At 55.6% G+C, this 25,480-nt stretch carries 19 protein-coding genes and 2 pseudogenes; 14 read left to right on the top strand and 7 right to left on the bottom strand.

The genetic code is table 11. The features are described 5' to 3' along the window. Positions 1-6: 6 nt before the first annotated feature. On the bottom strand, positions 7-693 hold the full coding sequence (locus IFU29_RS14280) for a FadR/GntR family transcriptional regulator (protein WP_191934507.1): 687 nt from the start codon (positions 691-693) through the stop codon (positions 7-9). A 214-nt stretch (positions 694-907) separates the two neighbouring features. On the opposite strand from IFU29_RS14280, the gene IFU29_RS14275 reads away from it, so the two are divergent. Next, on the top strand, positions 908-2,197 hold the full coding sequence (locus IFU29_RS14275; RefSeq protein ID WP_191934506.1) for an MFS transporter: 1,290 nt from the start codon (positions 908-910) through the stop codon (positions 2,195-2,197). Between the two features lie 59 nt (positions 2,198-2,256). Beyond that, the gene (gene uxuA, locus IFU29_RS14270; RefSeq protein ID WP_191934505.1) at positions 2,257-3,444 is read left to right on the top strand and encodes a mannonate dehydratase; all 1,188 of its coding nucleotides are present in this window, start codon (positions 2,257-2,259) and stop codon (positions 3,442-3,444) included. Positions 3,445-3,495: 51 nt separating this feature from the next. On the opposite strand, the gene IFU29_RS14265 is transcribed toward uxuA, so the two are convergent. After that, positions 3,496-3,825 (bottom strand): DHCW motif cupin fold protein, encoded by a 330-nt coding sequence (locus IFU29_RS14265; protein ID WP_191934504.1) that lies wholly within the window; start codon positions 3,823-3,825, stop codon positions 3,496-3,498. A gap of 309 nt (positions 3,826-4,134) precedes the next feature. Here IFU29_RS14265 and IFU29_RS14260 point away from each other — a divergent pair, with 309 nt between their 5' ends. The 3 genes from IFU29_RS14260 to ahr all read left to right on the top strand — a co-directional run bounded on the left by IFU29_RS14260 (position 4,135) and on the right by ahr (position 8,640). Then, positions 4,135-5,706 carry an EAL domain-containing protein gene (locus IFU29_RS14260; protein ID WP_191934503.1) on the top strand — a complete coding sequence of 524 codons (1,572 nt, stop codon included), beginning with the start codon at positions 4,135-4,137 and terminating at the stop codon, positions 5,704-5,706. A gap of 257 nt (positions 5,707-5,963) precedes the next feature. After that, on the top strand, positions 5,964-7,469 hold the full coding sequence (gene proP / locus IFU29_RS14255) for a glycine betaine/L-proline transporter ProP (RefSeq protein ID WP_191934502.1): 1,506 nt from the start codon (positions 5,964-5,966) through the stop codon (positions 7,467-7,469). Between the two features lie 154 nt (positions 7,470-7,623). Beyond that, entirely contained in the window at positions 7,624-8,640 is a 1,017-nt protein-coding gene (gene ahr / locus IFU29_RS14250) for an NADPH-dependent aldehyde reductase Ahr (protein WP_191934501.1), read from the top strand. Between the two features lie 57 nt (positions 8,641-8,697). On the opposite strand, the gene IFU29_RS14245 is transcribed toward ahr, so the two are convergent. Further along, a complete protein-coding gene (locus IFU29_RS14245; protein ID WP_191934500.1) occupies positions 8,698-9,714 on the bottom strand; it encodes a LacI family DNA-binding transcriptional regulator in 1,017 nt (338 codons plus the stop codon). Between the two features lie 465 nt (positions 9,715-10,179). On the opposite strand from IFU29_RS14245, the gene IFU29_RS14240 reads away from it, so the two are divergent. The 5 genes from IFU29_RS14240 to IFU29_RS14220 all read left to right on the top strand — a co-directional run bounded on the left by IFU29_RS14240 (position 10,180) and on the right by IFU29_RS14220 (position 17,703). Further along, complete coding sequence (locus IFU29_RS14240) at positions 10,180-10,896, top strand: gluconate 2-dehydrogenase subunit 3 family protein (protein ID WP_191934499.1); 717 nt, start codon at positions 10,180-10,182, stop codon at positions 10,894-10,896. Positions 10,897-10,933: 37 nt separating this feature from the next. Next, positions 10,934-12,706 carry a GMC family oxidoreductase gene (locus IFU29_RS14235; protein WP_191934498.1) on the top strand — a complete coding sequence of 591 codons (1,773 nt, stop codon included), beginning with the start codon at positions 10,934-10,936 and terminating at the stop codon, positions 12,704-12,706. A gap of 1 nt (position 12,707) precedes the next feature. Further along, entirely contained in the window at positions 12,708-14,021 is a 1,314-nt protein-coding gene (locus tag IFU29_RS14230) for a c-type cytochrome (protein ID WP_191934497.1), read from the top strand. 329 nt (positions 14,022-14,350) lie between these two features. Then, entirely contained in the window at positions 14,351-16,510 is a 2,160-nt protein-coding gene (fhuE, locus tag IFU29_RS14225) for a ferric-rhodotorulic acid/ferric-coprogen receptor FhuE (protein WP_244633709.1), read from the top strand. Between the two features lie 134 nt (positions 16,511-16,644). Next, positions 16,645-17,703, top strand: coding sequence for a diguanylate cyclase (locus IFU29_RS14220; protein WP_191934496.1), 1,059 nt, complete (start codon positions 16,645-16,647; stop codon positions 17,701-17,703). A 64-nt stretch (positions 17,704-17,767) separates the two neighbouring features. Here the strand turns inward: IFU29_RS14220 and IFU29_RS14215 are convergent. After that, a pseudogene (locus tag IFU29_RS14215) lies at positions 17,768-18,937 on the bottom strand (choline dehydrogenase); the annotation flags it as partial. Between the two features lie 4 nt (positions 18,938-18,941). Here IFU29_RS14215 and IFU29_RS14210 point away from each other — a divergent pair. Both IFU29_RS14210 and IFU29_RS14205 read left to right on the top strand, forming a co-directional pair. Continuing rightward, positions 18,942-19,535: pseudogene (locus IFU29_RS14210) on the top strand (BCCT family transporter); the annotation flags it as partial. A gap of 328 nt (positions 19,536-19,863) precedes the next feature. Continuing rightward, positions 19,864-20,103 (top strand): helix-turn-helix domain-containing protein, encoded by a 240-nt coding sequence (locus IFU29_RS14205; protein ID WP_191934495.1) that lies wholly within the window; start codon positions 19,864-19,866, stop codon positions 20,101-20,103. Between the two features lie 65 nt (positions 20,104-20,168). On the opposite strand, the gene IFU29_RS14200 is transcribed toward IFU29_RS14205, so the two are convergent. Both IFU29_RS14200 and IFU29_RS14195 read right to left on the bottom strand, forming a co-directional pair. Continuing rightward, entirely contained in the window at positions 20,169-21,188 is a 1,020-nt protein-coding gene (locus tag IFU29_RS14200) for an alpha/beta hydrolase (RefSeq protein ID WP_191934494.1), read from the bottom strand. Positions 21,189-21,346: 158 nt separating this feature from the next. After that, complete coding sequence (locus IFU29_RS14195) at positions 21,347-22,531, bottom strand: aminoacetone oxidase family FAD-binding enzyme (RefSeq protein ID WP_191934493.1); 1,185 nt, start codon at positions 22,529-22,531, stop codon at positions 21,347-21,349. A 241-nt stretch (positions 22,532-22,772) separates the two neighbouring features. Here IFU29_RS14195 and pitA point away from each other — a divergent pair, with 241 nt between their 5' ends. Further along, on the top strand, positions 22,773-24,272 hold the full coding sequence (gene pitA, locus IFU29_RS14190) for an inorganic phosphate transporter PitA (protein ID WP_191934492.1): 1,500 nt from the start codon (positions 22,773-22,775) through the stop codon (positions 24,270-24,272). A 104-nt stretch (positions 24,273-24,376) separates the two neighbouring features. Here pitA and uspB read toward each other — a convergent pair whose 3' ends face one another. After that, positions 24,377-24,712, bottom strand: coding sequence for a universal stress protein UspB (uspB, locus tag IFU29_RS14185; protein ID WP_062748195.1), 336 nt, complete (start codon positions 24,710-24,712; stop codon positions 24,377-24,379). Between the two features lie 310 nt (positions 24,713-25,022). On the opposite strand from uspB, the gene uspA reads away from it, so the two are divergent. Next, the gene (gene uspA / locus IFU29_RS14180) at positions 25,023-25,460 is read left to right on the top strand and encodes a universal stress protein UspA (protein ID WP_191934491.1); all 438 of its coding nucleotides are present in this window, start codon (positions 25,023-25,025) and stop codon (positions 25,458-25,460) included. Positions 25,461-25,480: the final 20 nt, after the last annotated feature.

Below are 25,480 nucleotides of genomic sequence, written 5' to 3'. Positions count from 1 at the left end.
GCCGCGTTACTCAATAAACAAGCGATCGTAGACATGCTGTAAATGGCGCTCCATACAGGCACGGGCATGTACCGCATCGCGGGCAATGATTGCCCGGGCAATATCCTCATGGTCCTGATTCATCTCACGCGGAAAATCACTCTCCGCGTAGTGGCTTTCCAGCCGCACGAAGCGTGAGCTCTTTCGCTTATTCCACAGGTATTCCATCATGTCGCGCAGCACCTCGTTGCCCGTCATCTCGGCAATCAGCAGGTGGAAGCGCTTATCTTCCCGCAGAAACTTGTCGTCATTGACGTGTAACTGGATGAGATCCTGGGTGATCTCCTGCAGCTCTGCACGCTGATCGTCACTGCCGTTGCGTGCGGCCAGCTCTGCCGTCATCGCTTCATACACCTGACGCGCCTGAATCAGCGCCTTCAGGCTGAACTCCTCCTCCGCCGGGGCGGCCTCAGTCTGCGGCAGCGGGTCCATCACGTACACGCCGTTACCGGTGCGGATTTCAACCCAGCCGGTGATCTCCAGCGCGATCAGCGCCTCACGAATCGATGAACGGCTGACGCCCAGCTGTTTGGCTAACTCACGCTCCGGCGGCAGGATCGCCCCGGCGGGAAACTGTCCCTTTTTAATGCAGCCAATCAGCAGGTTAGAAATCTGCCGGTAAAGGCGCTCAACTTTCAGTGTCGGTAATTCCATACCCATTCCACGCGGACGATGTGATGAGCAGAGCTTATCACAGCGCTTCGGTCGCGTGTAAATGGCCCTCGATCCGCATGCTGCGATCACCATCACGGTATTGAACAGCCTTTCACGTTTATTCTCTGGTCCAGCGGCCTGACCACTGGGCCAGACACTTTCCCCTGTGACGCTCTGACATAAAAACGGCCGTTGAGCCGTACAAGGAACGCCGATGACGGTTTCAGCCTTTGAATCACCTCTCCAAAAATCCAGCCGGCTCAAGCGGATACAGACGGTGTCGCTCACCCTGCTGTTTCTCGCCGGGATTATCAATTTCCTCGATCGCGGCTCCCTGTCGATCGCCAATGCGGCGATCCGCAGCGATCTCGGCCTGTCTGCCACGGAATTTGGCGTGCTGCTCTCGGCGTTTTCCCTCTCTTACGGTATCTCCCAGCTACCCAGCGGACTGCTGCTGGACCGCTTCGGCCCGCGTATCGTGCTTGGCGGCGGCCTGCTGTTCTGGTCGGTGATGCAGGCAATGGCCGGTGCGGTGAACAGCTTCAGCCACTTTATTATGCTGCGTATCGGGCTGGGCATCGGTGAAGCACCGTTTATGCCCAGCGGCGTCAAGGTGGTGAATGACTGGTTTAATGCCCGCGAGCGCGGCCTGCCGATGGGCATTTTCAACTCCTCCACCACCTTCGGCCAGGCCTTCGCACCGCCGATCCTTGTGGCACTGATGCTGGCCTTCGGCTGGCGCATGATGTTTGTGATTATCGGCGTAGCCGGGGTTGCCATCGCCCTCTGCTGGTATGCCTGGTATCGTAACCGCGACCGTTTTGCGCTGACCCCGGAAGAAGAACAGTACCTGAACCAGGGATCCACACCGTCGCAGAAAACCCGCGTGTCCCTGAAAGAGTGGGGCGCGCTGTTTAAAAAACGCACCGTGTGGGGGATGATCCTCGGCTTCAGTGGCGTGAATTACACCGGCTGGCTGTATCTCTCCTGGCTGCCGGGTTACCTCCAGGCCGAACGCGGCCTGAGCCTGGCCAGTACCGGCTGGGTCGCCGCCATTCCGTTCCTGTTTGGCTCAATAGGGATGCTGGTGAACGGTACCGTGGCCGACCGCCTCGCCCGCCGTGGCTATGGGCTGGCAAAAACCCGTAAAGCCCTGATCTGTTTTGGCCTGGTCTGTTCGGCGGCCTGTACCCTGCTGGTAGTGCAGTCCACCTCGACCGCCATGGCCGTCGGCTTTATCAGTCTGGCGCTGTTCTTTGTCCATTTTGCCGGTACCTCAGCATGGGGTCTGGTGCAGGTCATGGCCCCGTCACGCATGGTGGCGTCGGTCAGCAGTATTCAGAACTTCGGCAGCTTTATCTGTGCCTCCTTCGCGCCGATTGTCACCGGCTGGGTGGTCGATACCACCGGTTCGTTCAATATGGCGCTGGTGATCTGCTCCTGCGTTACCTTCGCGGGCGCACTGGCCTACTTCTTTATCGTCAAAGACCCGATTGCGGATTAATTAACCGAACCATTCATTATCCGGGGCGATCTCAGCAGAGAGCCCCGCAAGGAGATCACATGGAACACACATGGCGCTGGTACGGTCCTAAAGACCCGGTATCACTGGACGACGCCCGCCAGGCGGGGGCCACCGGTATTGTCACCGCCCTGCACCACATCCCTAACGGCGACGTCTGGCCGGTGGCGGAGATAAAAGCACGCCAGGCCCTGCTGGCAGAAAAAGGCCTGGTGTGGTCGGTGGTGGAAAGCGTGCCAATCCACGAATCGATTAAAACGCAGCGCGGTGATTACCAAAAATACATCGCCAACTATCAGCAGTCGCTGCGCAACCTCGGTGCCTGCGGTATCGACACCGTATGCTACAACTTTATGCCGGTGCTGGACTGGACGCGCACCGACCTCGGCTGGACGCTGCCGGATGGTGCCAAAGCGCTGCGCTTCGACCATATCGCCTTTGCGGCATTCGAGCTGCATATCCTGCAACGCCCTAATGCAGAGCAGGATTACAGCGCAGATGAGCAGCAACAGGCCGCCGCCTGTTTTGCCGCCATGAGTCAGGAGGAAATCGACACCCTGACGCGCAATATTATCGCCGGGCTGCCGGGGGCCGAAGAGGGCTATACGCTGGAACAGTTTCAGGCACAGCTGTCGCAGTATGACGGCATCGACCACGCGAAGCTGCGCGAACATATGGCAGAATTTTTGCGCGCCGTCGTCCCGGTGGCCCAGGAAGCAGGTATCGTACTGGCGGTACACCCGGACGATCCACCGCGTCCGATCCTCGGCCTGCCGCGCATCGTGTCGACGATCGACGATATGCAGTGGCTGAAAGAGACCGTCGACAGCGTACACAACGGTTTCACCTTCTGTACCGGATCCTACGGCGTGCGCGCGGATAATGACCTGGTGAAAATGGCCGAAACCTTTGCTGACCGCATTCACTTTGCCCATCTGCGCTCAACACAGCGCGAAGCGAACCCGAACAGCTTCCACGAAGCCGCGCATCTGGCGGGGGATGTGGATATGGTCGGCGTAATTAAGGTGATCCTCGCCGAAGAGCAGAAGCGCCGCCGCGCAGGCAACCTGCGGGCGATTCCGCTGCGTCCGGATCACGGCCATCAGATGCTGGATGACCTGCATAAAAAAACCAATCCCGGCTATTCAGCGATTGGACGTCTGAAGGGGCTGGCGGAAATTCGTGGCGTGGAGCTGGCGTTAAAACAGACCTTTTTTAACGCTGACTGATGTCGGAAACAGCAGGTGTCGCCAGCGCACCTGCTGTTTGCAGGACAGGCGTCAGTCGACAATAAAAAGCTGTGCACCGTTCTCCGTCCAGGAACGGTGTGCTTCTGCGTTATCCGCCACCTGGTAACTCATGCCCGCCGTCAGAGTAAATACCCGCCCATCCTCCAGCTCAGTGTGTAACTCACCGGAAAGGCACAGCAGAATGTGCCCTTTGCTGCACCAGTGATCGGCCAGATACCCTGCGGTATAGTCCACCATCCTGACGCGTATCTCGCCGAACTGCCGGGTGCGCCACCAGGCAGTACCCGTTTCGCCCGGGTGTTCCGTTGCTTCCAGCGCCGACCAGGCCGTGGTGCCGAAAGGAATGTCACTGATGTTCATTGTCTGGCTTCCATAAGGGGTGACAAAAAAATACACTACGTCAGCACGTTAACGGCGGCAAGTGCAGGATGTCGCCCCTGCCCCAGAGAATCACACTGCGTTGCCGGCTTCCCTGACGCACGGGGTGAGGCATCCGCTGTGCGCCGCCCCCTGTGACAAAAAGATTTCATGGTGAGAGATAGCGCATTAAACAATAATTGGCATAATACTAACGCTCTCCGGTGCGGGAATCACTCAGGGACAGCACAGGACAATAATTGGTCGTACACCGCCGCTGCGATCTATTTATGCCGTTAACAGGGGAAGCGCTTGCAAGCACTCGTAAAGCCTAAGCATGAGAAAATCTGGTTAATCCTTGCCGGGCTGTTACCGCTGGTACTTTGCCTGATATTCACATTTATTGAAGCGCGTAAAAGCGTGGTTCATCAGCAAAAGCTCACGGCGTCTATGATGCTTGAGCAGGCCGCTCATATCAGCCAGCTGGCGTGGTCAATGACCGACCACCTCGATACGTTCAGGGACAAGGACTGCCCGGCGATCCGCTCAATGCTTCAGCAGTACGGCACGATCTACCCTTACTTTCGGTCTGTGGGCGTGGCGAAAGGCGATCAGGTCTATTGTTCCTCAGCCTTCGGGGCGATCAGGGGCAGCGTAAAAAGTATGATTCTGGTGCCACCGCCTGAACACCGCGCAGCATCATGGATGCTCTCCGTAGCCGGAACCTACAGTATGAAAGATCGCCCTGCGGTGATCTTTATGCGCGAAGATAGTCATGGTTTTGGTCGCTATGCGCTGGTGGAGGGGCAGTACCTGATCGACTTTATGACCGCAGCCGGTATCAAGCATGGCTACCATATCACCATGCAGTTTGGCGGCGGCTACCGTATTTCCAGCGGCAGACCGCTGTATATCTACCAGGGCATCCTTGGCACCACCCGTTATACCCGCTCCGACAACCGCTATCCGATAACGGTAACCATTACCTCGCCGCGTGCCGAGGCGCTGCAAAGCTGGCGACAGATCCTGTTCACTTTCCTGCCCATGGCGATCATCCTGTCCCTGCTGTTCATCATGATCACGCTTAACTGGCTGAAGCGCAGAAGCTCATTCCACGATGAAATTGGCCGGGGTATCGCCCGTGGCGAATTCACCGTCAACTATCAGCCGGTGTGTAATCTGGCGACCGGCGAGTTATCCGGGGCCGAAGCGCTGTTGCGCTGGCAACGCCCGGACGGAAGCTGGGTGCGCCCGGATGTGTTCATTGCCGCGGCCGAAGATGAAGGAATGATTATTCCCCTCACCCGGCATTTGCTGGCGCTGGTGGCAAAAGACTGCGCCAGCTGGCAGGTTCCCGCTGATTTTAACATTGGTATTAATCTGGCGGCCGATCACCTGCAACATGATGAATTTGTTAGTGATATGCGCCAGTTTTCCCATGATATTGCCCATCTTAATGCCTGTATTACGCTGGAACTGACGGAACGCAGCCTGATCCGCGACGGCGAAGAAGTGGGAGACAAACTGGCAGAGCTGCGGCGCGAAGGCATGAAAGTCGCCATTGATGATTTCGGTACCGGCCACTGCTCACTGTCCTATCTGCAAACCTTCCCGATCGACTATCTGAAGATCGATAAAGGCTTTGTCAACGCCATCGAGACGCTGGAAGGCACGACGCCGGTGCTGGATGCCATTATCCTGCTGGCACAGAAGCTGGCGCTGAACATAGTGGCAGAAGGCGTGGAAACGACACTGCAGCGGGACTATTTGAAAAATCGGGGCGTGGAGTACATTCAGGGTTACTACTATGCCCGTCCGATGGACAACGCGGCGCTGATGCAGTGGATTGAACAGCAGCGCACACCTTCGGCTGGCCCGGTGTAGATCAGCGGCGGTTTCCATGCCGTTTTTTCCCTCTGGAGTAAGAAGTTTCCGACTGGAATTATGTCCGAGTGCGAAGTGTCTATATACTGTATAGCTGGCGGAATGCGCTGCCGTGCCGTTATGGCCCCTGGCCATAACTGTTGATAGCGTATTGTGCTGCAGGTTTTTCACCCGTGACAGGTCAGGCAGACAACACGGGCCTGACCTGAACAGTGTGAATATTGAGTTGGAAAACAGATAATTACAGGGTGTTCTTTATGAAGCTACGTAGGAAGCGTGTTAAGCCTATTGGGATAAAAGACGTCACCATTATTGATGACACCAGATTACGTAAAGCCATTACCGCTGCCTCGCTGGGCAATGCGATGGAATGGTTCGATTTCGGCGTATATGGGTTTGTCGCCTATGCACTGGGGCAGGTTTTCTTCCCCGGCGCTGATCCAGGTACACAAATGATTGCCGCACTGGCAACTTTCTCCGTTCCTTTCTTAATTCGCCCGTTAGGTGGCCTGTTCTTTGGTGCCCTGGGTGACAAATATGGTCGCCAGAAAATTCTGTCGATTACCATCATCATTATGTCGATCAGTACCTTCTGTATTGGCTTAATTCCCTCCTATGCCTCGATTGGCATCTGGGCACCGATCCTGCTGCTGCTGTGTAAAATGGCGCAGGGCTTCTCGGTTGGTGGCGAATACACCGGCGCATCTATCTTTGTTGCCGAGTATTCCCCGGACCGTAAGCGTGGCTTTATGGGTAGCTGGCTGGACTTCGGCTCCATTGCCGGGTTCGTGCTCGGTGCCGGCCTGGTCGTGCTGATCTCTGCGGTGATCGGCGAAGCCCGCTTCCTTGAGTGGGGCTGGCGTGTTCCGTTCTTCGTGGCGCTGCCGCTGGGTATCATCGGGCTCTATCTGCGCCATGCGCTGGAAGAAACCCCGGCCTTCCAGCAGCATGTCGACAAGCTGGAACAGGGTGATCGTGAAGGCCTGGCAGAAGGCCCTAAAGTCTCGTTTAAAGAGATTGCCACCAAACACTGGAAAAGCCTGCTCTCCTGCGTGGGTCTGGTGATTGCTACTAACGTTACCTACTACATGTTGCTCACCTACATGCCGAGCTACCTGTCGCATAACCTGCACTACTCGGAAGATCATGGCGTGATGATTATCATCGCTATTATGCTGGGTATGCTGTTTGTGCAGCCGGTCATGGGTCTGATGAGCGATAAGTTTGGTCGTCGTCCGTTCGTGATTATCGGCAGCATCGCACTGCTGGTGCTGTCTATTCCGGCGTTTATGCTGATCAACAGCGGCGTGATGGGGCTGATATTTGCCGGCCTGCTGCTGCTGGCGGTTATCCTGAACAGCTTTACCGGTGTGATGGCCTCCTCTCTGCCAGCGATGTTCCCGACCCACATCCGCTACAGTGCGCTGGCCAGTGCCTTTAACATCTCGGTACTGGTGGCAGGTCTGACCCCGACCATCGCGGCATGGCTGGTCGAAACGACCAGCAATCTCTATATGCCGGCTTACTATCTGATGGTGGTCGCTGTGATTGGTCTGATTACCGGTCTGACCATGAAAGAAACCGCCAACATGCCGTTGCGCGGTGCCACGCCAGCGGCGTCGGATATGGCGGAAGCCAAAGAGATCCTGCAAGAGCATCACGATAACATCGAGCAGAAAATCGAAGATATCAGCGAGCAGATCAGTGAGCTGGAAGCGAAACGCTCCCGCCTGATCGATCAGCATCCGCGTATCAACGAATAAACATCCGGGCGGCCAGAACAGGGCCGCCCTTCTTTTTGTCCATTTTCTCCGCAGTCAGTCCTTCAGATAAACCTTACGTGCGGCAAAAAGCCACATTGTTTCCCTGAACAGCTAAACTCTCCCCCCTGACCGTAAACCGAATCTGAGGTATGAAATGAAAATTAAAAGCTACGCGGCCATGCAAGCAGGACAGGCTCTTGAACTGTATGAATACGACGCAGGCGAACTGAGCACAGAGGAAGTGGAAGTCGAGGTTGAATACTGTGGCGTCTGCCACTCTGACCTGTCGATGATCGACAACGAATGGGGTATCTCTCAGTATCCGACCATTGCCGGCCACGAAGTGATCGGGCGCGTTTCCGCCCTGGGTGAGGCGGCAAAAAATAAAGGCCTGTCCATCGGCCAGCGCGTGGGGATTGGCTGGACGGCAAAAAGCTGTCAGCACTGTGATGCCTGTATCAACGGCGAGCAGGTGAACTGCGAAAAAGGCACCACCCCGACCATCCTGAACAACGGTGGGTTTGCTGAGAAACTGCGCGCTGACTGGCAGTGGGTGATCCCGCTACCGGAAAGCCTGGATGCAGCCGCAGCCGGTCCGCTGCTGTGCGGCGGCATTACCGTGTTTAAACCGCTGCTGATGAGCAATATCACGGCCACCAGCCGCGTGGGCGTCATCGGCATCGGCGGTCTGGGCCATATCGCAATTAAGATCCTGCGGGCGATGGGAGCCGAAGTGGTGGCTTTCAGCTCCACAGCCAATAAAAAGCAGTCCATCCTGGATATGGGTGCCGATGAAGTCATCAACAGCCGTGACCCGGAAGCGCTGAAAGCGCAGGCCGGACGCTTTGACCTGATCCTCAGCACCGTCGCCGTGGATCTCGACTGGAAGCCGTACTTCGATGCGCTGGCACCGCAGGGCAAATTCCACACCGTCGGGGCCGTGATGAAGCCGTTCCAGGTCAGCGCCTTCGACCTGATTATGGGCGACAAAGCGATTACCGGTTCCTCCACCGGCTCTCCGGGCCAGCTGCGTTCGCTGCTCAAGCTGGCGGCACGCCGTGATATTGCACCGCACGTCGAGTTCTTCCCGATGTCAAAAATCAACGACGCGCTGGACCATGTGCGCGCCGGAAAAGCCAATTTCCGTGTGGTACTGAAAGCGGATTTTTAATGCGTTAATAGCGGGGCTATCGTAAAAGGTCGTCCCGTCAGCTTCTAAGGCTCATCCTCAGGCGTTTTCCGGTGTTATCAGCCGGAAATCTACTTTTCCGTCCTCATACAGCGTCGGTTGGTATCCCTCTTCCAGATGGCGCAGCAAAATATCCGTCGCCAGCTGCGCATGCATACGCGCATTTTGATCCAGCGTCATTGCCAGTAAATCATCTGCCATCAGGCCCCGGGTAATGCTATACAACTCATGTGTGATATACACACAGCGCCCCAGTAGTTGATGTCGATCCAGTGCGGCGCTCACTTCGGTATTCCCTGACCCGGTGTTATACAGGCCGATCACGTCATGCGCATGGCTCAGGCACTCCTCCAGCAAACGGCTGATGACATCGCGCTGATCCTGCCCGGCAAGCACTTCGCGCAGCCGCAGTTGGGGGAACTTCTGCTCCAGTACCGCACGAAACCCGGCAATGCGCTGGCGGTGTGCGCTGTAATCACAGCGGCCGCTGACCATCACCACTTCGCCAGCCCCCTTCACCATACGTCCCATCATCAGCCCGGCGGTGCGCCCGGCCTGCATCTGATTAATTCCCACATGACATAAGCGTTCGGCATCGGGCAGATCGGTCACGATAGTGATCACCGGCACCCCGCGCGCCTTACACACCTCCAGCGCCTCGTACAGCGCCGGAGAATGGTGAGCGACCACAATGATCCCGTCACGCTTTGTACTGCTGTCGATGATCAGACGCGCCAGTTTCTCCGGCTGAGTTTCAACGGTAAAGGTCCTCAATAATGTCATGCGCTGATAACCAAGATGATTGGCTATTTCACCAAAATCTCGCGCCAGCTGCTTAAAGAAAAACGAGCCGTTTCCACTCAGAAAAACTTCAATTTGCCAGGGTTGCTGATAAGCCACAGGCAATATTCTGTTTAATCCGATTTCCTGCGCAGCCAGTAATACTTTACGCGTTGTTTCGGGTGAAACACCGCCACGTTCATTTAACACCCTGTCAACAGTTGCCACGCCGACACCTGCTTTTTTTGCCAGCATATCAAGCGTATGCTTTTTCATTATTGCTCCAACACTCTCATTTTCTGATGCTATCAGGCAGATGATGCTCGTCACACATCCGTTTTGAAGACACCATAAAAAACCACGAGAAACGCGCAGATAGTATGGAAAAGCTGCGGGCACAGGCAAGATGACAATTGTTGCCAAAAAAAACAGACGACTTTTTTTGTTCATTATCCATACAAAAAAAAGTCACTCTGATGGAAAACCATCAAGCCAAAAGTACCCATCATCGGGTAAAGATTTTATGATACCCCCAATGTTACTAAGTTATTAATTATTTTAAATTCATGTAACTCATAAAAATAATACATCTGGAAAACCCAACGTAAAATTGACCTTAAACGTTGTGACTTCACCACGACCCAATACGTTTTTTATTTATAAATAGACGGGGCGAAGCCATTTTTTCAAACAGACATTCATCGTCAGGCAATTAAATTATTTAAGAAGCAGGGAAATGTCATGAAACGCAGAGAGTTCCTCACGTCAGTCGCCGCCCTCGGCCTGGCTTCTACACTGCCCGTGGCTGATGCCAGGGAAGTGAACGGAGGCCAACCCTGGGAAGCCGGTCAAATCAATACACCCCCACCACCGCCACGTACTGGCGGATTGCAGTATCTCACACGCCATGAATTCGACACCGTAGCAGCCATTGCTGACCGTTTTATTCCTGCTGATGAGATGAGTCTTGGTGGAAAGGAGGCTGGCTGCGCTGTGTTTATTGACCGTCAGCTGGCCGGTGATTATGGCAATGCCGTGGCACTTTATCGTCTGGGACGTTTCGTCAAAGGCACCCCAGAGCAGGGACCACAATCGCCGCTGACGCCCGCACAGCGTTATCGCCAGGGACTGGCCGCTCTGGATGCCGCCACCCGTGCGCAGTATGGCCAAACATTTCTCAGCCTCAACGATGACCAGCAGGATCAGGTGCTGCACGCGATGGAAGCTAACCGACTAAACATGGGTGCGGAAGTGGAAACCAAGGTGTTTTTTGAGCTGCTATTGCAGAACGTCCGCGAAGGTTTTCTCGCCGATCCGATCTATGGCGGCAATAAAGAGATGACCAGCTGGAAGATGCTGGGCTTCCCCGGTGCCCGTTACGACTTCCGCGATCTGCTGAGCAAAAAAGGGCAGAAGCTGAATATTATCCCCACCAGCCTGATCGACAACACCCTGTAATCCGGCTGCTTATGCCATTGAGTAATAGAGTCCCGAAATGAAAAATGTCCGTCCAAACGCTGATGTCGTCATTGTGGGTCTGGGCTGGTGCGGCTCTCTGATCGCCGAAGAGCTAACCCGCGCAGGCCTGAATGTCGTTGCCATTGAACGTGGCCCGTGGTTCGAAACCGCCACCGATTTTCCACCGTCAATTGATACCGATGAACTGCGCTGGGATACGCGCCGCAGTATGCTGCTTCCACCCGCCGTTGAAACCACCACGTTCCGCAATAACATCACTCAGAAAGCCCTGCCATCGCGCGACTGGAACCTGAATGAACTGGGCTACAACGTAGGGGGATCTGGCACCCACTGGGCCGGTATGGCCTGGCGCTTCACGCCGTGGGATCTGGAACCTTACAGTCAGACCGTAGCACGCTATGGCAAAGAGAAAATCGACAAGGGACTGATTTTACAGGACTGGGGAGTGACCTATGACGAGCTGGAGCCGTTCTACGACCGCTTTGAGAAGATCGCCGGGGTGTCCGGTAAAGCTGGCAAACTCAATGGGGAGATCGTTGAGGGCGGCAACCCGTTCGAAGGCAACCGCAGCAACGAATATCCGCTGCCACCGCTGGAAAGTATGCGTCTGACAGACCTGTTCCGTGATGCAGCGAAATCCCTCGGCCAGCATCCGTTTATGGTGCCGGCAGGCCAGACATCACGCGCCTATGTCAACCCGCTCGGCGTACGAATGGGCCCTTGCACCTACTGCGGTTACTGCCTCTATTACGGCTGTGGCAACTTCTCCAAATCCAGCCCCAATGCTTGTGTGATCCCGGCGCTGATGCAGCGTGAGAATTTTACGGTGCTGACCGATTCCGCTGTAGTGCGGGTCAACAAAGCCGCCGATGGCAAGACCGTCACAGGCGTCACCTATCTCGACAAAAATAAAAAAGAGTGGGAGCAACCAGCCGGGATCGTGGTGCTGTCTGCTTTCCAGATGCAGAACGTGCGCCTGCTGCTGCTATCGAAAATCGGCCAGCCGTACGATCCAGTGACTAAAACGGGCGTGGTCGGCCGTGCTTACAGTTTCCAGACCGTCTCCGGGGCCAGCCTGTTCTTCAAAGATGAGAACCTCAACCAGTACATTGGTGCCGGGGCGCTGTCGCAGCAGGTGGATGATTTCAACGGCGATAACTTCGATCACAGCGATCTCAATTTTATTGGTGGTGCCGGGATTCTGGTAGTGGCACGTGGCGCGCGCCCTATCGGCAATGCTGATGCACTGCCCCCTGGCACACCACGCTGGGGCAAGGCGTGGAAAAAAGCTTACACCCACGCGTTCCAGAACGGCACCTTTATTTTTGGCCAGGGTACCAGCTTCTCGCACGAGGACTACTACCTCGATCTGGATCCGGAATATAACGATGACAACGGCAATCCCTTGCTGCGCGTGACCTTCGACTACAACGAGAACGACCGTCGCTCAGCGAAGTTTATCGAAGAAAAAAGCGTGGAGATTGGCAAGGCGATGGGGGCTGAAATTGTCCTTGGTACCAACTCCGCCGCAGGCAACTACTCGCCATACAATTTTGCCAGCGATCACACCATCGGGGGAGCGGTGATGGGAACTGACCCGAAAACCAGCGTGCTGAACCGTTATCAGCAGAGCTGGGACGCGCACAACCTGTTTGTGCTTGGAGCCTCCTCCTTCCCGAATAACGCCGGATATAACCCGACCGGTACTATTGGTGCACTCAGTCTGTGGACAGCGAAAGCCATCATTGAGCAGTACCTGAAAACCCCCGGCCCGCTGGTGAAGGTGTGATATGAATAAAATCAAATTAGCCGTGGGTACTCTCGCCATTGCAGCAGCATTGGCGGGTGTTCTGCTATATCAAAACGGCAATACGCGCGCCGACAATGTGGCAGATGACCAGATTCTGATGAAACACCCGCTCACCGCCGATGATGCAGCAGCCGTTGAGCGGGGTCATTACGTGGCGCTGGCGGGTGACTGTGTGGCGTGCCATACCGCACCGGAAAGCAAACAGGCCTACGCCGGAGGCTACGCGATCAGTACGCCGTTTGGCGGCATTTTTGCCAGTAATATTACTCCGGACGCTGATACCGGCATTGGTAACTGGACCGAACGTGATTTCTATCGTGCCGTGCGCCACGGCAAGGGGAAAGAGGGGCAAAATCTCTATCCAGCCATGCCGTACAACGCCTATGTTAATGTCAGTGACGAGGATATGCACGACCTGTGGATGTACATGCGTTCGGTAAAACCGGTGAATAAAAAGGTGACGGAAACCAGCCTGCCGTTCCCGTATAACATCCGTCTGGCAATGATGGGATGGAATCTGTTGTTCTTTAAAAACGCACCGTTTGCGCCCGACAGTACTCAGTCAGCACAATGGAATCGTGGGGCCTATCTGGTGCAGGGGCTGGAACACTGTGCCGCATGCCATACACCAAAAAATATTATTGGCGGTGATACCGGCGAGTATTTGCAGGGCAGCAATCTTGGCGAATGGTACGCACCAGAGATCACCAGTAACCGTTACACCGGTATTGGCGGCTGGAGCGACGAGCAGGTGGTGCAGTATCTGAAACTGGGTAGCAACCATGTGGCGGTGGCATCCGGGCCAATGGCCGAAGCGGTCACCAACTCCACCCAGCATCTCAGCGACGACGACCTGAAAGCCATCGCGGTTTACATCAAGTCACAGCCGGGCTCTGATCGCCAGAAACCCGCGCCGCTCTCCGCTGACAGTGATCAGATGCGCATGGGGGCGAATGTCTATTCTGCCAACTGTACCGCCTGCCACAACAGTGACGGCAAAGGCATTCCTCATCTGGCGGCCAGCCTGGCGGATAATCCGGCACTGATGGCACCGGATGCCTCTTCGCTGATCACCACCGTATTGCAGGGAGGACGCGGCGCGGTGACACACGGTAACCCGACCAGTGGGGCGATGCCGCCGTTTGCCTGGAAACTGTCAGACAAGCAGGTGGCCGCCACCATGACCTATATTCGCAACAGCTGGGGCAATGCGGCTCCCGCCGTAACGGAGCAGGACGTGGCAGAGAAACGTGCGCTGCTGAAACAGCCAGAACAGTTCACGGCCAATCCGTAAACAGCAGTCTCAACAGGGGACAATCGGATAAAGGATTGTCCCCTGAATAAAGAGAGAACATGGTACGTTTCCGCACAGGTTTCTCGCCCCCAATTTAGTTCCCTTCACGATGAATAAATATTTACATCTCATAATCAAATAATTATAGTTCTCATTTGCTTTATCATTACAGGCGCTAATCTGCCTGATTGCCGTATCAGTGAACCTCGCCGCTACTTCATGGATCAGTCAGAGTACTCATACCGCCTAAGGATAATCGGTAGATATTTTCGTGCCCGGTGCAGGTATTGACTCAACATCAGCAACTTATTCCAGGAATGATCGTGCCAATGTCTCGCTCTAAATCCCGTAAGCAGCCTCACTCAGCGCCATTATCTGCCTCACGTATTCTCACCCCGTCGCTTGCCGCACTGTTGGTAATGTCTGTATTGCAGCCCGCCGTTGCCGCCGACAGCGCCAAAACCGATACGCTGACCGTGGAGGCGAATACGGATACGGCAGCAGCCCAGGCCGCCACGGATTACAGCGTTCCAGTCACCAGCGCAGGTACCAAAATGCCGCTGACCGTGCGTGATATTCCGCAGTCTGTTTCTATTGTCAGTCAACAACGGATGCAAGACCAGGGACTGCAGAGCGTGGGCGATGTTCTGAACAACACGGTGGGCGTGTCGGCCTCTAATATCGATTCCGACCGATCAAACTATTATTCCCGCGGCTTCCTGATTAATAACTACCTTTTCGACGGCGTGCCCACCGTGGTGACCGATGTCTGGGACTTGGGCGATACCCGTTCGGATACCGCCATTTACGATCGTATCGAAGTGATTCGCGGTGCGAACAGCCTGGCCCTGGGTTCCGGTAACCCGTCAGCCTCCGTCAATATGGTGCGAAAACATGCCGACAGCAAAGTGGTCACCGGTAAGCTGTCTGCAGAAACCGGCAGCTGGGATAAACAGCGCTACGTCGGGGACGTCACCGTGCCGTTAAATGAATCTGGCACCCTACGCGGCCGCGCCATCGGGGGTTATCAGGAAAATGACAGCTGGCTTGATCGCTACCATGCCCGAAAGAAATTTCTTTCTACGGTGCTGGATGCCGATTTAACCGATTCCACCACGCTGTCACTGGGCTGGGATTACCAGGACAGCAGCTCCGAAGACCCAAGCTGGGGCGGCATCCCGACGTTCTATAGTAACGGCGAACGTACCCACTTTGACCGTAGTTTCAACTCCGGTGCGGACTGGGCCTATAGTGACAAAGAATCCAACAAGATCTTTGCCACGCTGATGCAAAAATTCGACAGCGGCTGGCAGGCACAGGTCAGCGGCAGCCACACCAGAACGACTTTCGATACACGTCTGATGTACTCTGATGGTTACCCGGATAAAGTCACCGGCACCGGTAATACGTTGTACAGCGGCTGGAACAAAGGCCGCCGTACTACGGACAGCGTCGATCTGTATGCCAACGGCCCTTTCGAGTTGCTGGGACGCTCTCACGAGTTGATGGTCGGCGGCAGCTACAGCAAACAGGAAAATACCTTCTATAACAGCTTCTCAGACCTGTCAGGGGTAGATACCGGTAACTATCACGACTGGAACGGCAGCGTCACCGAAGGGACCTGGTCACCGTGGACAAATTCACTGGCTGATACTATCCGCCAGAAATCGGTTTACACCGCCGCACGCTTCTCACTGGCTGACCCACTGTCGTTGTTAGTGGGTGCCCGCTATACCGACTGGAGCGCCAACGGTACATCAGGCTCAAACACCAGTGATAAAGTCGCCCCTTATGCGGGTCTGACTTTCGATCTTAATGACACCTACTCGCTGTACGCGAGTTACACCCGTATCTTCCAGCCACAAACCACACGCAGCAGCAGCGCGAAATATCTCGCCCCCGTGACGGGAAAAAGCTACGAAACGGGTATGAAAGGCGACTGGATGAACAGTCGCCTGACTGCATCGCTGTCGTTATTCCGTACCGAGCAAAACGGCCTGGGGGTAAACAGCTACGTCTATATTCCGAACACCACAGAATATGCGTACGATTCGGTTGATGCGGTAAGCCGGGGCGTAGAATTTGAAGTGAACGGCGCGCTGACCGACAACTGGCAGATGACCTTCGGTGCATCACGCTACATTGCCGAACAGCGTAACGGCACTGCCGTGATGCCGGAAATCCCGCGGACTACCGCGAAGCTGTTCACCAGCTACCGTCTGCCGATGCTGCAGGATCTGACCGTTGGCGGCGGCGTAAACTGGCAGAACAAAACCTGGGCCAACGTTGCCAGTGCCCCGGCGGATTATATTGACCAGTCGCCGGTGACCCTGGTGAATCTGTTCAGCCGCTACCAGGTCACGAAGCAGGTTTCCGTTCAGGCGAATATTAACAACCTGTTCGATAAAGAGTATTACGATTACCTCGGGACTTATGTGGTGTATGGCGCACCGCGAAACGTCACGGTATCGGCTAACTACTCGTTTTAATGAGATAATTTTTACCAGGAACTATGCCGGTTGCGCAGACTGGCCGGCATTGTTCTTCCCACCCGATAAAATAACGAACAGGCTACTTTTTTTCCGATACACTGCAGCATTGATCGGCTCAATGTCGCGTATTCATGCACTATTACTCTCCTGACGACACACAGTTAAAACAGCGCTCTGTACGCTTTATTCGTCGCATGTTCGCCATGCGGCAACTGGGCACCTTTTTATGTTTTTTCCCGTTTCTTTCTGTACTGTCCGAACTGGACCGGGGGCTGTGGCTGGCCATTCTGCTGGGCATTAATGCTTTCGTCTGGCCGGTGATTGCGTGGATACTGGCTCACTCATCATGGGATCCGACGGCAACGGAACGGCGTAATCTGACGATCGATGCCGCCTTCGGCGGTATCTGGGTCGCCCTGATGGGCATCAGCCCGGTGCCCTCCTTTATCATTATGGCGGTGCTGGCCTCAGACCGCTATGCGGCCGGTGGCTGGCCGCAGCTCAAACCGGCGATTGCCGCTTTCCTGCTGGCGTTTATTCCCGCGTGGAGCGTGGCCGGAATGCCGCTGGTGACCACGTTCAGCACGCGCACGGTCTGGCTGACGCTGCCGCTTGCCACCTGCTATATGCTGGTGCTGAGCGCCGTCTCCTACCAGCTGACCCTGACCCTGCGCCGAAAGAATCGCGAACTGGAACGCATTTCGCTGATGGACCCCAGCCTGAAAATCCCCAACCGTCGCCTGTTCGACCGCCGTCTGGAAAGCGAATATCTGCGCACCCAGCGCGGGGAGGGTCATGCCTGGCTGATGCTGCTGGATGTGGATAACTTCAAGCAGGTCAACGACCGCTTCGGCCATGAGGCCGGAGATTATCTGCTGGCTGAAATCTCCATGCTGCTGCGCACGGAAGTAGGTATCCGGGATATTCCCGCCCGCTTCGGTGGGGATGAGCTGGGGGTGATTGTCCGTGATGCAGACAGCAACACCATTGTGATGCTGGCTGCCGCACTGAAGGAAAAAATTGCGCAGATACGTTTACCGGCCTCCCCGCACTTTCAGTGCTCGGTCAGCATCGGCATTGCCCCGGCGGGCAGCGCCGACTCCATTCATCAGTGGCTGCGCCATGCCGATCAGGCACTGTACAACGTGAAGCGCACCGGCCGCGACGGCATCCACCTCTGGAACCCGTAACGTTCGCTGACCTGCAGAGGGCTTCCGGTACGGGCGACCGGAAGCCTGTGGGTAAACACGTCGGTTATTTATCCCGGCGATGGCGTACCGGGGCACCGTTGGCGACATAGTACGGCACGTCACTTCGCGCTAGCGGTGGACGTCCACGGATCATATCGGCGATTTTCTCGGCGATCATAATCGTCGGGGCGTTAAGATTGCCGGTGGTGATCCGCGGCATAATGGACGCATCGACAATGCGCAGGTTTTCCATGCCGTGGACTTTACCCTCGTTACCGACCACGGCCATGTCATGATAGCCCATCGCATTTGAGCATGACGGATGGTAGGCCGTTTCCGCATGTTCGCGTACAAAGCGATCCAGATCATCATCACTTTGGTAGCCTGCCCCCGGCGAGATTTCCTTGCCACGGTAGGGATCGAGCGCGCGCTGCTGCATGATCTCCCGGGTGATGCGAATGGCCGCCCGAAACTCACGCCAGTCCTGCTCCTGTGACATATAGTTAAACAGGATGCTGGGATGGTCATGCGGGTTTTTCGAGACGATCTGCACGCGTCCACGGCTGGGTGAACGCATCGAGCCGACGTGCGCCTGGAAACTGTGGGTCTTAATCGGGTTAGAACCGTTATAGTTAATTGCCACTGGCAGGAAATGATATTGAATATTCGGCCAGTCAAACTCCTCATGGCTACGAATAAACCCGCCTGCCTCAAAGTGATTACTGGCCCCAATACCGGTTCCCATTGCCAGCCATTCAGCACCAATCAACGGCTGATTATGTAACTTCAGTGCAGGGGACAGCGACACCGGCTGCTTGCACTCGTACTGCAGATACATTTCAAGATGATCCTGCAAATTCGCCCCAACGCCGGGCAGATCGTGAATCAGCGGAATATTCAGACTTTTTAGCAAGCCGGCAGGCCCTACTCCTGAGCGCTGCAGGATTTGTGGGGAAGCAATCGCCCCCGCGCAGAGTAAGACTTCACGCCGGGCATGGGCCGTATGCTGCGTCTCTTTTTGCAGCCAGCTCACGCCGGTGGCCCGCTTATCCTTAAAGAGGATCCGGTCGGTAACGGCGTGGATCTCAATCGTCAGATTAGGACGCCTGCGCGCCTGATCCAGATAGCCCCGGGCGGTACTGGCGCGGCGGCCCCGGGGCGTAACGGTGCGGTCCATCGGACCAAACCCCTCCTGCTGATAACCATTTAAATCGTCTGTGCGCGGATACTGGGCATAGTGGGTGGCCTGGGCCCCCTTCGTCGGCTTATTTATTGCCCGCATATCGAAGGGAAGAACGATTCGTGAGCTGATTTTCGGTGTGATGCTGATCCCGCTGGGCTTCACCCTCGCCTGGCTCTCTATTTTTGGCAATACCGCCATCAGCCTCGTACTTGAGCATGCCGATCATATCCTGGGCCAGGTTGCACTGAGCGATCCGCCCATGGCCGTATTCAAACTGTTTGAATACCTGCCGTTCACTAAAATCACGGCCGGTTTCACGATTATTATCAGCTTCGTGCTGTTTCTGACCCCGGTAGACTCCGGTACGCTCATGATCGCCAATCTCTCCAGCAAGGGAGGGACCAATGACGATGATGCGCCAGCCTGGCTACGCATATTCTGGGCATCAGTCACCACGCTGGTCTGCGCGGGCCTGCTGTATGCGGGCAGCTTCAGTGCAATGCAGACCGCCGTGGTTATTTGTGGTCTGCCCTTCTCAGCCGTGATCGTGCTTTACATGGCCAGTCTGTATCGCGATTTGCACGCCTTTACCGACAGGCCTCAGGGGCTACCACACCGCGAACAGAATGAGGCGAAAGCTAAGGGATAAAGAAACGGCTTTTCCGCCAGAGGCTGGCCCTATCAGTGCAAATGGAAAAAGTAATTAACAGGGAATGCCGCCCCGCCAGGGCTTATGCGCTGCGGCATTCCCTTTTCACCCTCCCACTTTGAAAAAAATATTATCGTCTGACGAAAGAAATATTTAATCAACTTCCCCTTCTCTTTTTCCCGGTTAATGCCACAATCATATACACAAACATAATGCGCTATTGAATAGCGTGCTATTTAAAGTAGTGCAGGCTTTATTTTTAGTAGTCACTCGTAACACCAGGGAAAACTTATGCAGCAACTAAAAAAAACAGATACAGGAATCGCCTATGCCAAACTCACCTCTCCCGCACTTTGTACCGGTGAAAACCAACGTACGTGAACTTCGCCTCGCCGCCGGGCTCTCACAGGAGCGCGCTGCCGAGCGGTTTGGCCTCAGCCTGCGCGTCTGGCAGACCAAAGAAGCGGCCAGCAACCCGGGCCAGCTCGGCCAGGCGGAATATGAATTCCTGTTGCTGCTGGCGGGCCTTCATCCGCATTTTTCTCTGGCACCATCGCCGATGCGGTAACCGGTCCGGCAGACAGCAGCCCCTTCAAGATGCTAAAAAACCAGCCCACAGGCTGGCTTTATCATTCACTTCAGGTGCGACCGCAGCTCTGACGAGGCCTGGCGCAGGGCAGTTTTCACCGTCGGCTCATTGCTCAGGGCGTTTAACAGGCCGTAATCGTGGATCATACCGTTATAGCGCGTGACCGTGACCGGGACGCCTGCCTCGTCCAGCTTACGACCAAATGCCTCGCCCTCATCGCGCAGCACGTCCAGCTCTGCGGTCTGGATCAGCGTTGGTGGTAAGCCCTGAAGCTGCTCACGGCTGGCACGCAGCGGCGAGGCAAGGATATTGTTGCGGTCTTTTTCTGAGGGGGCGTAGCTGTTCCAGAACCATTTCATCATATTTCTGGTCAGGAAATACCCTTCCGCAAACTGATGATAAGACGCATCGTCTGTACGCGCATCGGTCACCGGCCAGAGCATGACGCTGTAGCGGATTGCCGGCGTGTGGAACTGTTTCGCCTGCAAGGCGACGGCCGCGACCATATTCCCCCCCACGCTGTTACCGACCAGCGCCAGCCGCGAACCATCCACGCCAATCTCAGCACCGTGCAGGGCTACCCACTTCGTCGCCTCGTAGGCCTGGGTGATCGCCACCGGATAGTGGGACTCAGGTGAAGGGGCGTAGTTAACAAAGACCGCCGCCGCCCCCGACTCATTCACCAGGTCGCGAACCAGACGCTCATGCGTCGGAAAATCCCCCAGTACCCAGCCGCCGCCGTGGAAGAACATAAATACCGGCAGTATCCCGCCAGCCTGGGCCGGTTTAACCACCGTCAGCGTCAGCGGTTTTCCTGACACCGTGATCACTTTTTCTGACACCTCTGCGGGTGGCAGAACGGCCCCCTGCTGGGCACCCGTCAGCACCGCACGCGCTGCCTGCGGCGAAAGCTGTTCAATAGGCTTACCCCCGCCGCTGTTTAATGCTTTCAAAAAGGTCGCAACGCCAGCCGTCGGAGCAGGCGTGCTTTCTTCAGGTGCGGCGAAGGCGCTCATGGCATGGCTGGCCAGTAACAAAGCGGAGGCAGTGAGTTTCAGTTTCATGGGAGGTTCCTGTATTGCTTGCTATTAAGTAGTGCGCTATTTAGTTTGCCGAGAATGACACAGGGAAGGAGAGTTGTAAACGATTAGATCGCGCGCTATTTAATTCAGCCTTATCACCCCTGTCGCCAGGGGATCAGATGAGTACAGGTTGAAAGAGGCTATAGCGCCTGCGCGCAGGCCCAGGCGGAACTCCACGCCCACTGGAAGTTATAGCCTCCCAGCCAGCCGGTCACGTCCACCACTTCACCGATAAAATAGAGGCCAGGCACGTCGCGCGCCTCCATCGTTTTTGACGACAGCTGGCTGGTATCCACCCCGCCGAGCGTCACTTCCGCCGTGCGGTAACCTTCAGTACCGTTGGGCTGCACGCGCCACTGATGCAGTGCGGCGGCCAGATCGGCCTGCTGGCGGCTGTTCAGCTGCTTCAGCGTACACTCCGGCACAGTACCCAGCAGCTGCAGGCACTCGACCAGCCGTTTCGGCAGCAGCTTCGCCAGGGTATTTTTCAGGCTCTGATTCGGATGGCTTTGCCGCTCATCGTTAATCAGCGCATCAATGTCCTGGCCCGGCGACAGGTTAACCGTGACAAACTCCCCCGGCAGCCAGTAGCTGGACAGCTGCAACACCGCCGGTCCGGACAGGCCACGGTGGGTGAACAGCAGTGCCTCTTTAAACACCGTGCCATCTTCAGCGGTCAGCACCGCCGGCACCGACACGCCGGACAGCGTCTGAAGCTGTTCAAGCAGCGGTTTATGCAGGGTAAACGGCACCAGCCCGGCGCGGGTCGGGAACACCTTCAGGCCAAACTGCTCCGCTATTTTATAGCCGAACGGCGACGCCCCCAGCCCCGGCATTGACAGCCCGCCGCTGGCGATCACCAGCTTTTCTGCCTGCACGTCCGCGCCGTTCAGCTGCAGCGTATAGCCGCTGTCATCACGGCTGACGGAGAGGACCTCACTGCGCAGGCGCAGCGTCACCTTCCCGTTCTCACACTCCTTCAGCAGCAGGTCGACCACCTGCTGCGCGGAGTCGTCACAGAACAGCTGACCCAGGGTTTTTTCGTGCCAGGCAATGCCGTGACGGGTGACCAGATCGATAAAATCCCACTGGGTATAACGCGCCAGGGCCGACTTACAGAAATGCGGGTTATGTGACAGATAGGCTGCCGGTTCGGTATAGAGGTTGGTGAAGTTACAGCGGCCGCCGCCTGACATGAGAATTTTACGCCCGGCTTTTTTGCCATTATCAATCAACAGCACGCGCCGCCCTTTCTGCCCCGCCTGGGCTGCGCAAAACAGGCCAGCCGCACCCGCGCCAATTACGATAACGTCAAACTTTTCCACCACACACCCCGTGCCGACCTGCAAAAACGCTGATTGTAGTGAGTCGACGGCAGGGATACCAGCGTCGCACCATTTTGACGGGGAAACATTTTGTAACTTTATGATTTTTTGATACTTTCACCCAGCACCCTCCTCGTCCTGACACATTAGTGTCAAAAAAAGTCTATATTTCCCTTTCCCCGGGTGCGGTTTGTCGCTGATAATGCGCCGCGTTCATGTCCTCCAAAATGGCGTAACGCTTATGCTGCATCTGTTTGCTGGTCTTGATTTACATACCGGCCTGTTTCTGGTTCTTGCTCTGTTGTTCGTTTTATTTTACGAAGCAATCAACGGCTTCCACGATACGGCCAACGCGGTAGCAACCGTGATCTACACCCGTGCAATGCGCTCGCAGTTAGCGGTTGTCATGGCCGGGGTATTCAACTTCTTTGGTGTACTCCTGGGCGGCTTAAGCGTGGCTTACGCTATCGTCCATCTGCTACCCACCGATCTGCTGTTAAATGTTGGATCGGCTCACGGGCTGGCCATGGTCTTTTCCATGCTGCTTGCCGCTATTATCTGGAATCTTGGTACCTGGTATTTCGGGTTACCGGCCTCCAGTTCGCATACCCTGATCGGTGCCATTATCGGTATTGGCCTCACCAACGCGTTGCTGACCGGCACCTCGGTGGTGGATGCGCTGAACATTCCTAAAATGATTGGCATCTTTATGTCGTTGATTATTTCACCGATTGTTGGCCTGGTGGTCGCCGGTGGCCTGGTATTTATTCTGCGTCGTTACTGGAGCGGCAGTAAAAAACGCCAGCGTATCCATATGACGCCGGCCGAACGTGAAAAGATCGATGGCAAGAAAAAGCCCCCGTTCTGGACGCGGACCGCGCTGATTGTCTCGGCGATTGGCGTCAGCTATTCGCACGGGGCCAACGACGGTCAGAAAGGCATTGGCCTGATCATGCTGGTCCTGATCGGCGTGGCACCGGCAGGCTTTGTGGTCAATATGAACTCCAGCGGTTATGACATCACTCGCACCCGCGATGCCGTCAACCATCTGGAACAGTATTACCAGCAGCATGCCAGTTCACTGACGCATATCATCCAGATGTCACCGCCTGCGCTACCAACGCCGGAAGAGGTGCCTTCAGGGCCGCATGAGTTCCACTGTGATGCGGCACGCGCCCTGCCTGCTATCCACCGGGCGCAGGGGCTGCTGAATAACCTCAGCAGCTACGACGCGCTTAACGTGGAGCAGCGCAGCCAGCTGCGCCGTCTGCTGATGTGTATTTCTGATACCGCAGAAAAAGCAGCCAAGCTGCCGGAGACCAAGTCTGACGACAAACGTTTCCTCAGCAAGCTGAAAGGCGATCTGTTGAATACCATCGAGTATGCTCCGGTATGGATCATTCTGGCCGTGGCATTAGCGCTGTCGCTGGGAACGATGATTGGCTGGCGTCGTGTTGCCACCACCATCGGTGAGAAAATCGGTAAAAAAGGCATGACCTATGCGCAGGGCATGTCGGCACAGATGACAGCAGCGGTGTCGATTGGCGTGGCGAGTTATACCGGTATGCCGGTTTCAACCACTCATGTCCTGTCGTCTTCCGTTGCCGGTACGATGCTGGTTGACGGCGGTGGCGTTCAGGGTCGCACCATTAAGAACATCCTGCTGGCGTGGGTATTTACTCTGCCGGTGTCGATTGTGCTTTCCGGTGTGCTGTACTGGCTGGCGCTGAAGCTGATTTAACTATCCGCTGAGGTCGACCGGTCTTCGCAATCGACCTGAAGGGCGGCGCAAAAAAGCCGTTCTGCACCGATGTAGAGGGTGACCCTTTTTGGGGTCGCCCTTTTTTAATGCCAGATAGCCAGCCCAATCAGGCTGATAAACACCAGTCCGCACAGGGCACTGGTGAGGACAAACTGCCCACGAAGCCGCTGACAGCGGCGAATAAACTCATCATCATGATGGTCGAGATAGCGCTGATACCAGATGTAGCCAATCAGCCTGACCTGCTTACTCGGCTGTCCGTGAGACGTAAAAAACCCGCCGCCATCCACATACTGATAGAGCAACGGATCGCAGCCCCGCAGTACCACCAACAGCGCCCGCAGCGATGAAAAATAGCGCGCCATATTCACCACACAAACGACACAAAGAGCCCAGAAAAGCGCAATGGTGCTGATCATGATCCCCTCCCGGACTTTCATCAGGAAATGCGATACGCGGCAAAACCGGGTATATTCCCGATGGTTCGCCAGCCTTTATTTATTGAGATGATTTCTGCAAGCAGGACGGCAAAACAAGGGACGTTTGCTACCGTCTTTTATCAGTGTAGGAGATATGCTTCATTTTTTTCCAGCGATGTTTGCGGCTTAAGGGATCCAGGGTGCAAAATTCATGTTGATCGCCCTCGCAAACGCCATCCCGGGGCACAACACCTGGAAACAATTTTCGCTATACTCAGTCTTAACACTTACGTGAAAAGGAGTTTTCAAAATGTCTTATAAACACATCCTGATTGCCGTCGATCTGTCGCCGGAAAGTAAGCTACTGGTCGACAAGGCCGTATCCATGGCGCGCCCTTATGACGCGAAGGTCTCGCTGATCCACGTCGATGTGAACTATTCAGATCTCTACACCGGTCTGATTGACGTTAACCTCGGTGATATGCAGAAACGCATTTCTGAAGAGACCCATACCGCCCTGACGGACCTGTCCAACAGCGCTGGGTATCCGATTGCAGAAACCTTAAGCGGCAGCGGCGATCTCGGCCAGGTGCTGGTCGATGCCATTAAACAGTATCAGGTGGATCTGGTGGTGTGCGGCCACCATCAGGACTTCTGGAGCAAGCTGATGTCTTCCGCGCGCCAGCTGATCAACACCGTTCATATCGATATGCTGATCGTACCGCTGCGCGATGACGAAGACGATTAAGGATCCACTGGCTGGCGGCA

Source organism: Erwinia persicina (genome assembly GCF_014838825.1).
Taxonomy (GTDB): domain Bacteria; phylum Pseudomonadota; class Gammaproteobacteria; order Enterobacterales; family Enterobacteriaceae; genus Erwinia; species Erwinia persicina_A.
This window is presented reverse-complemented; position numbering and strand designations above follow the sequence as displayed.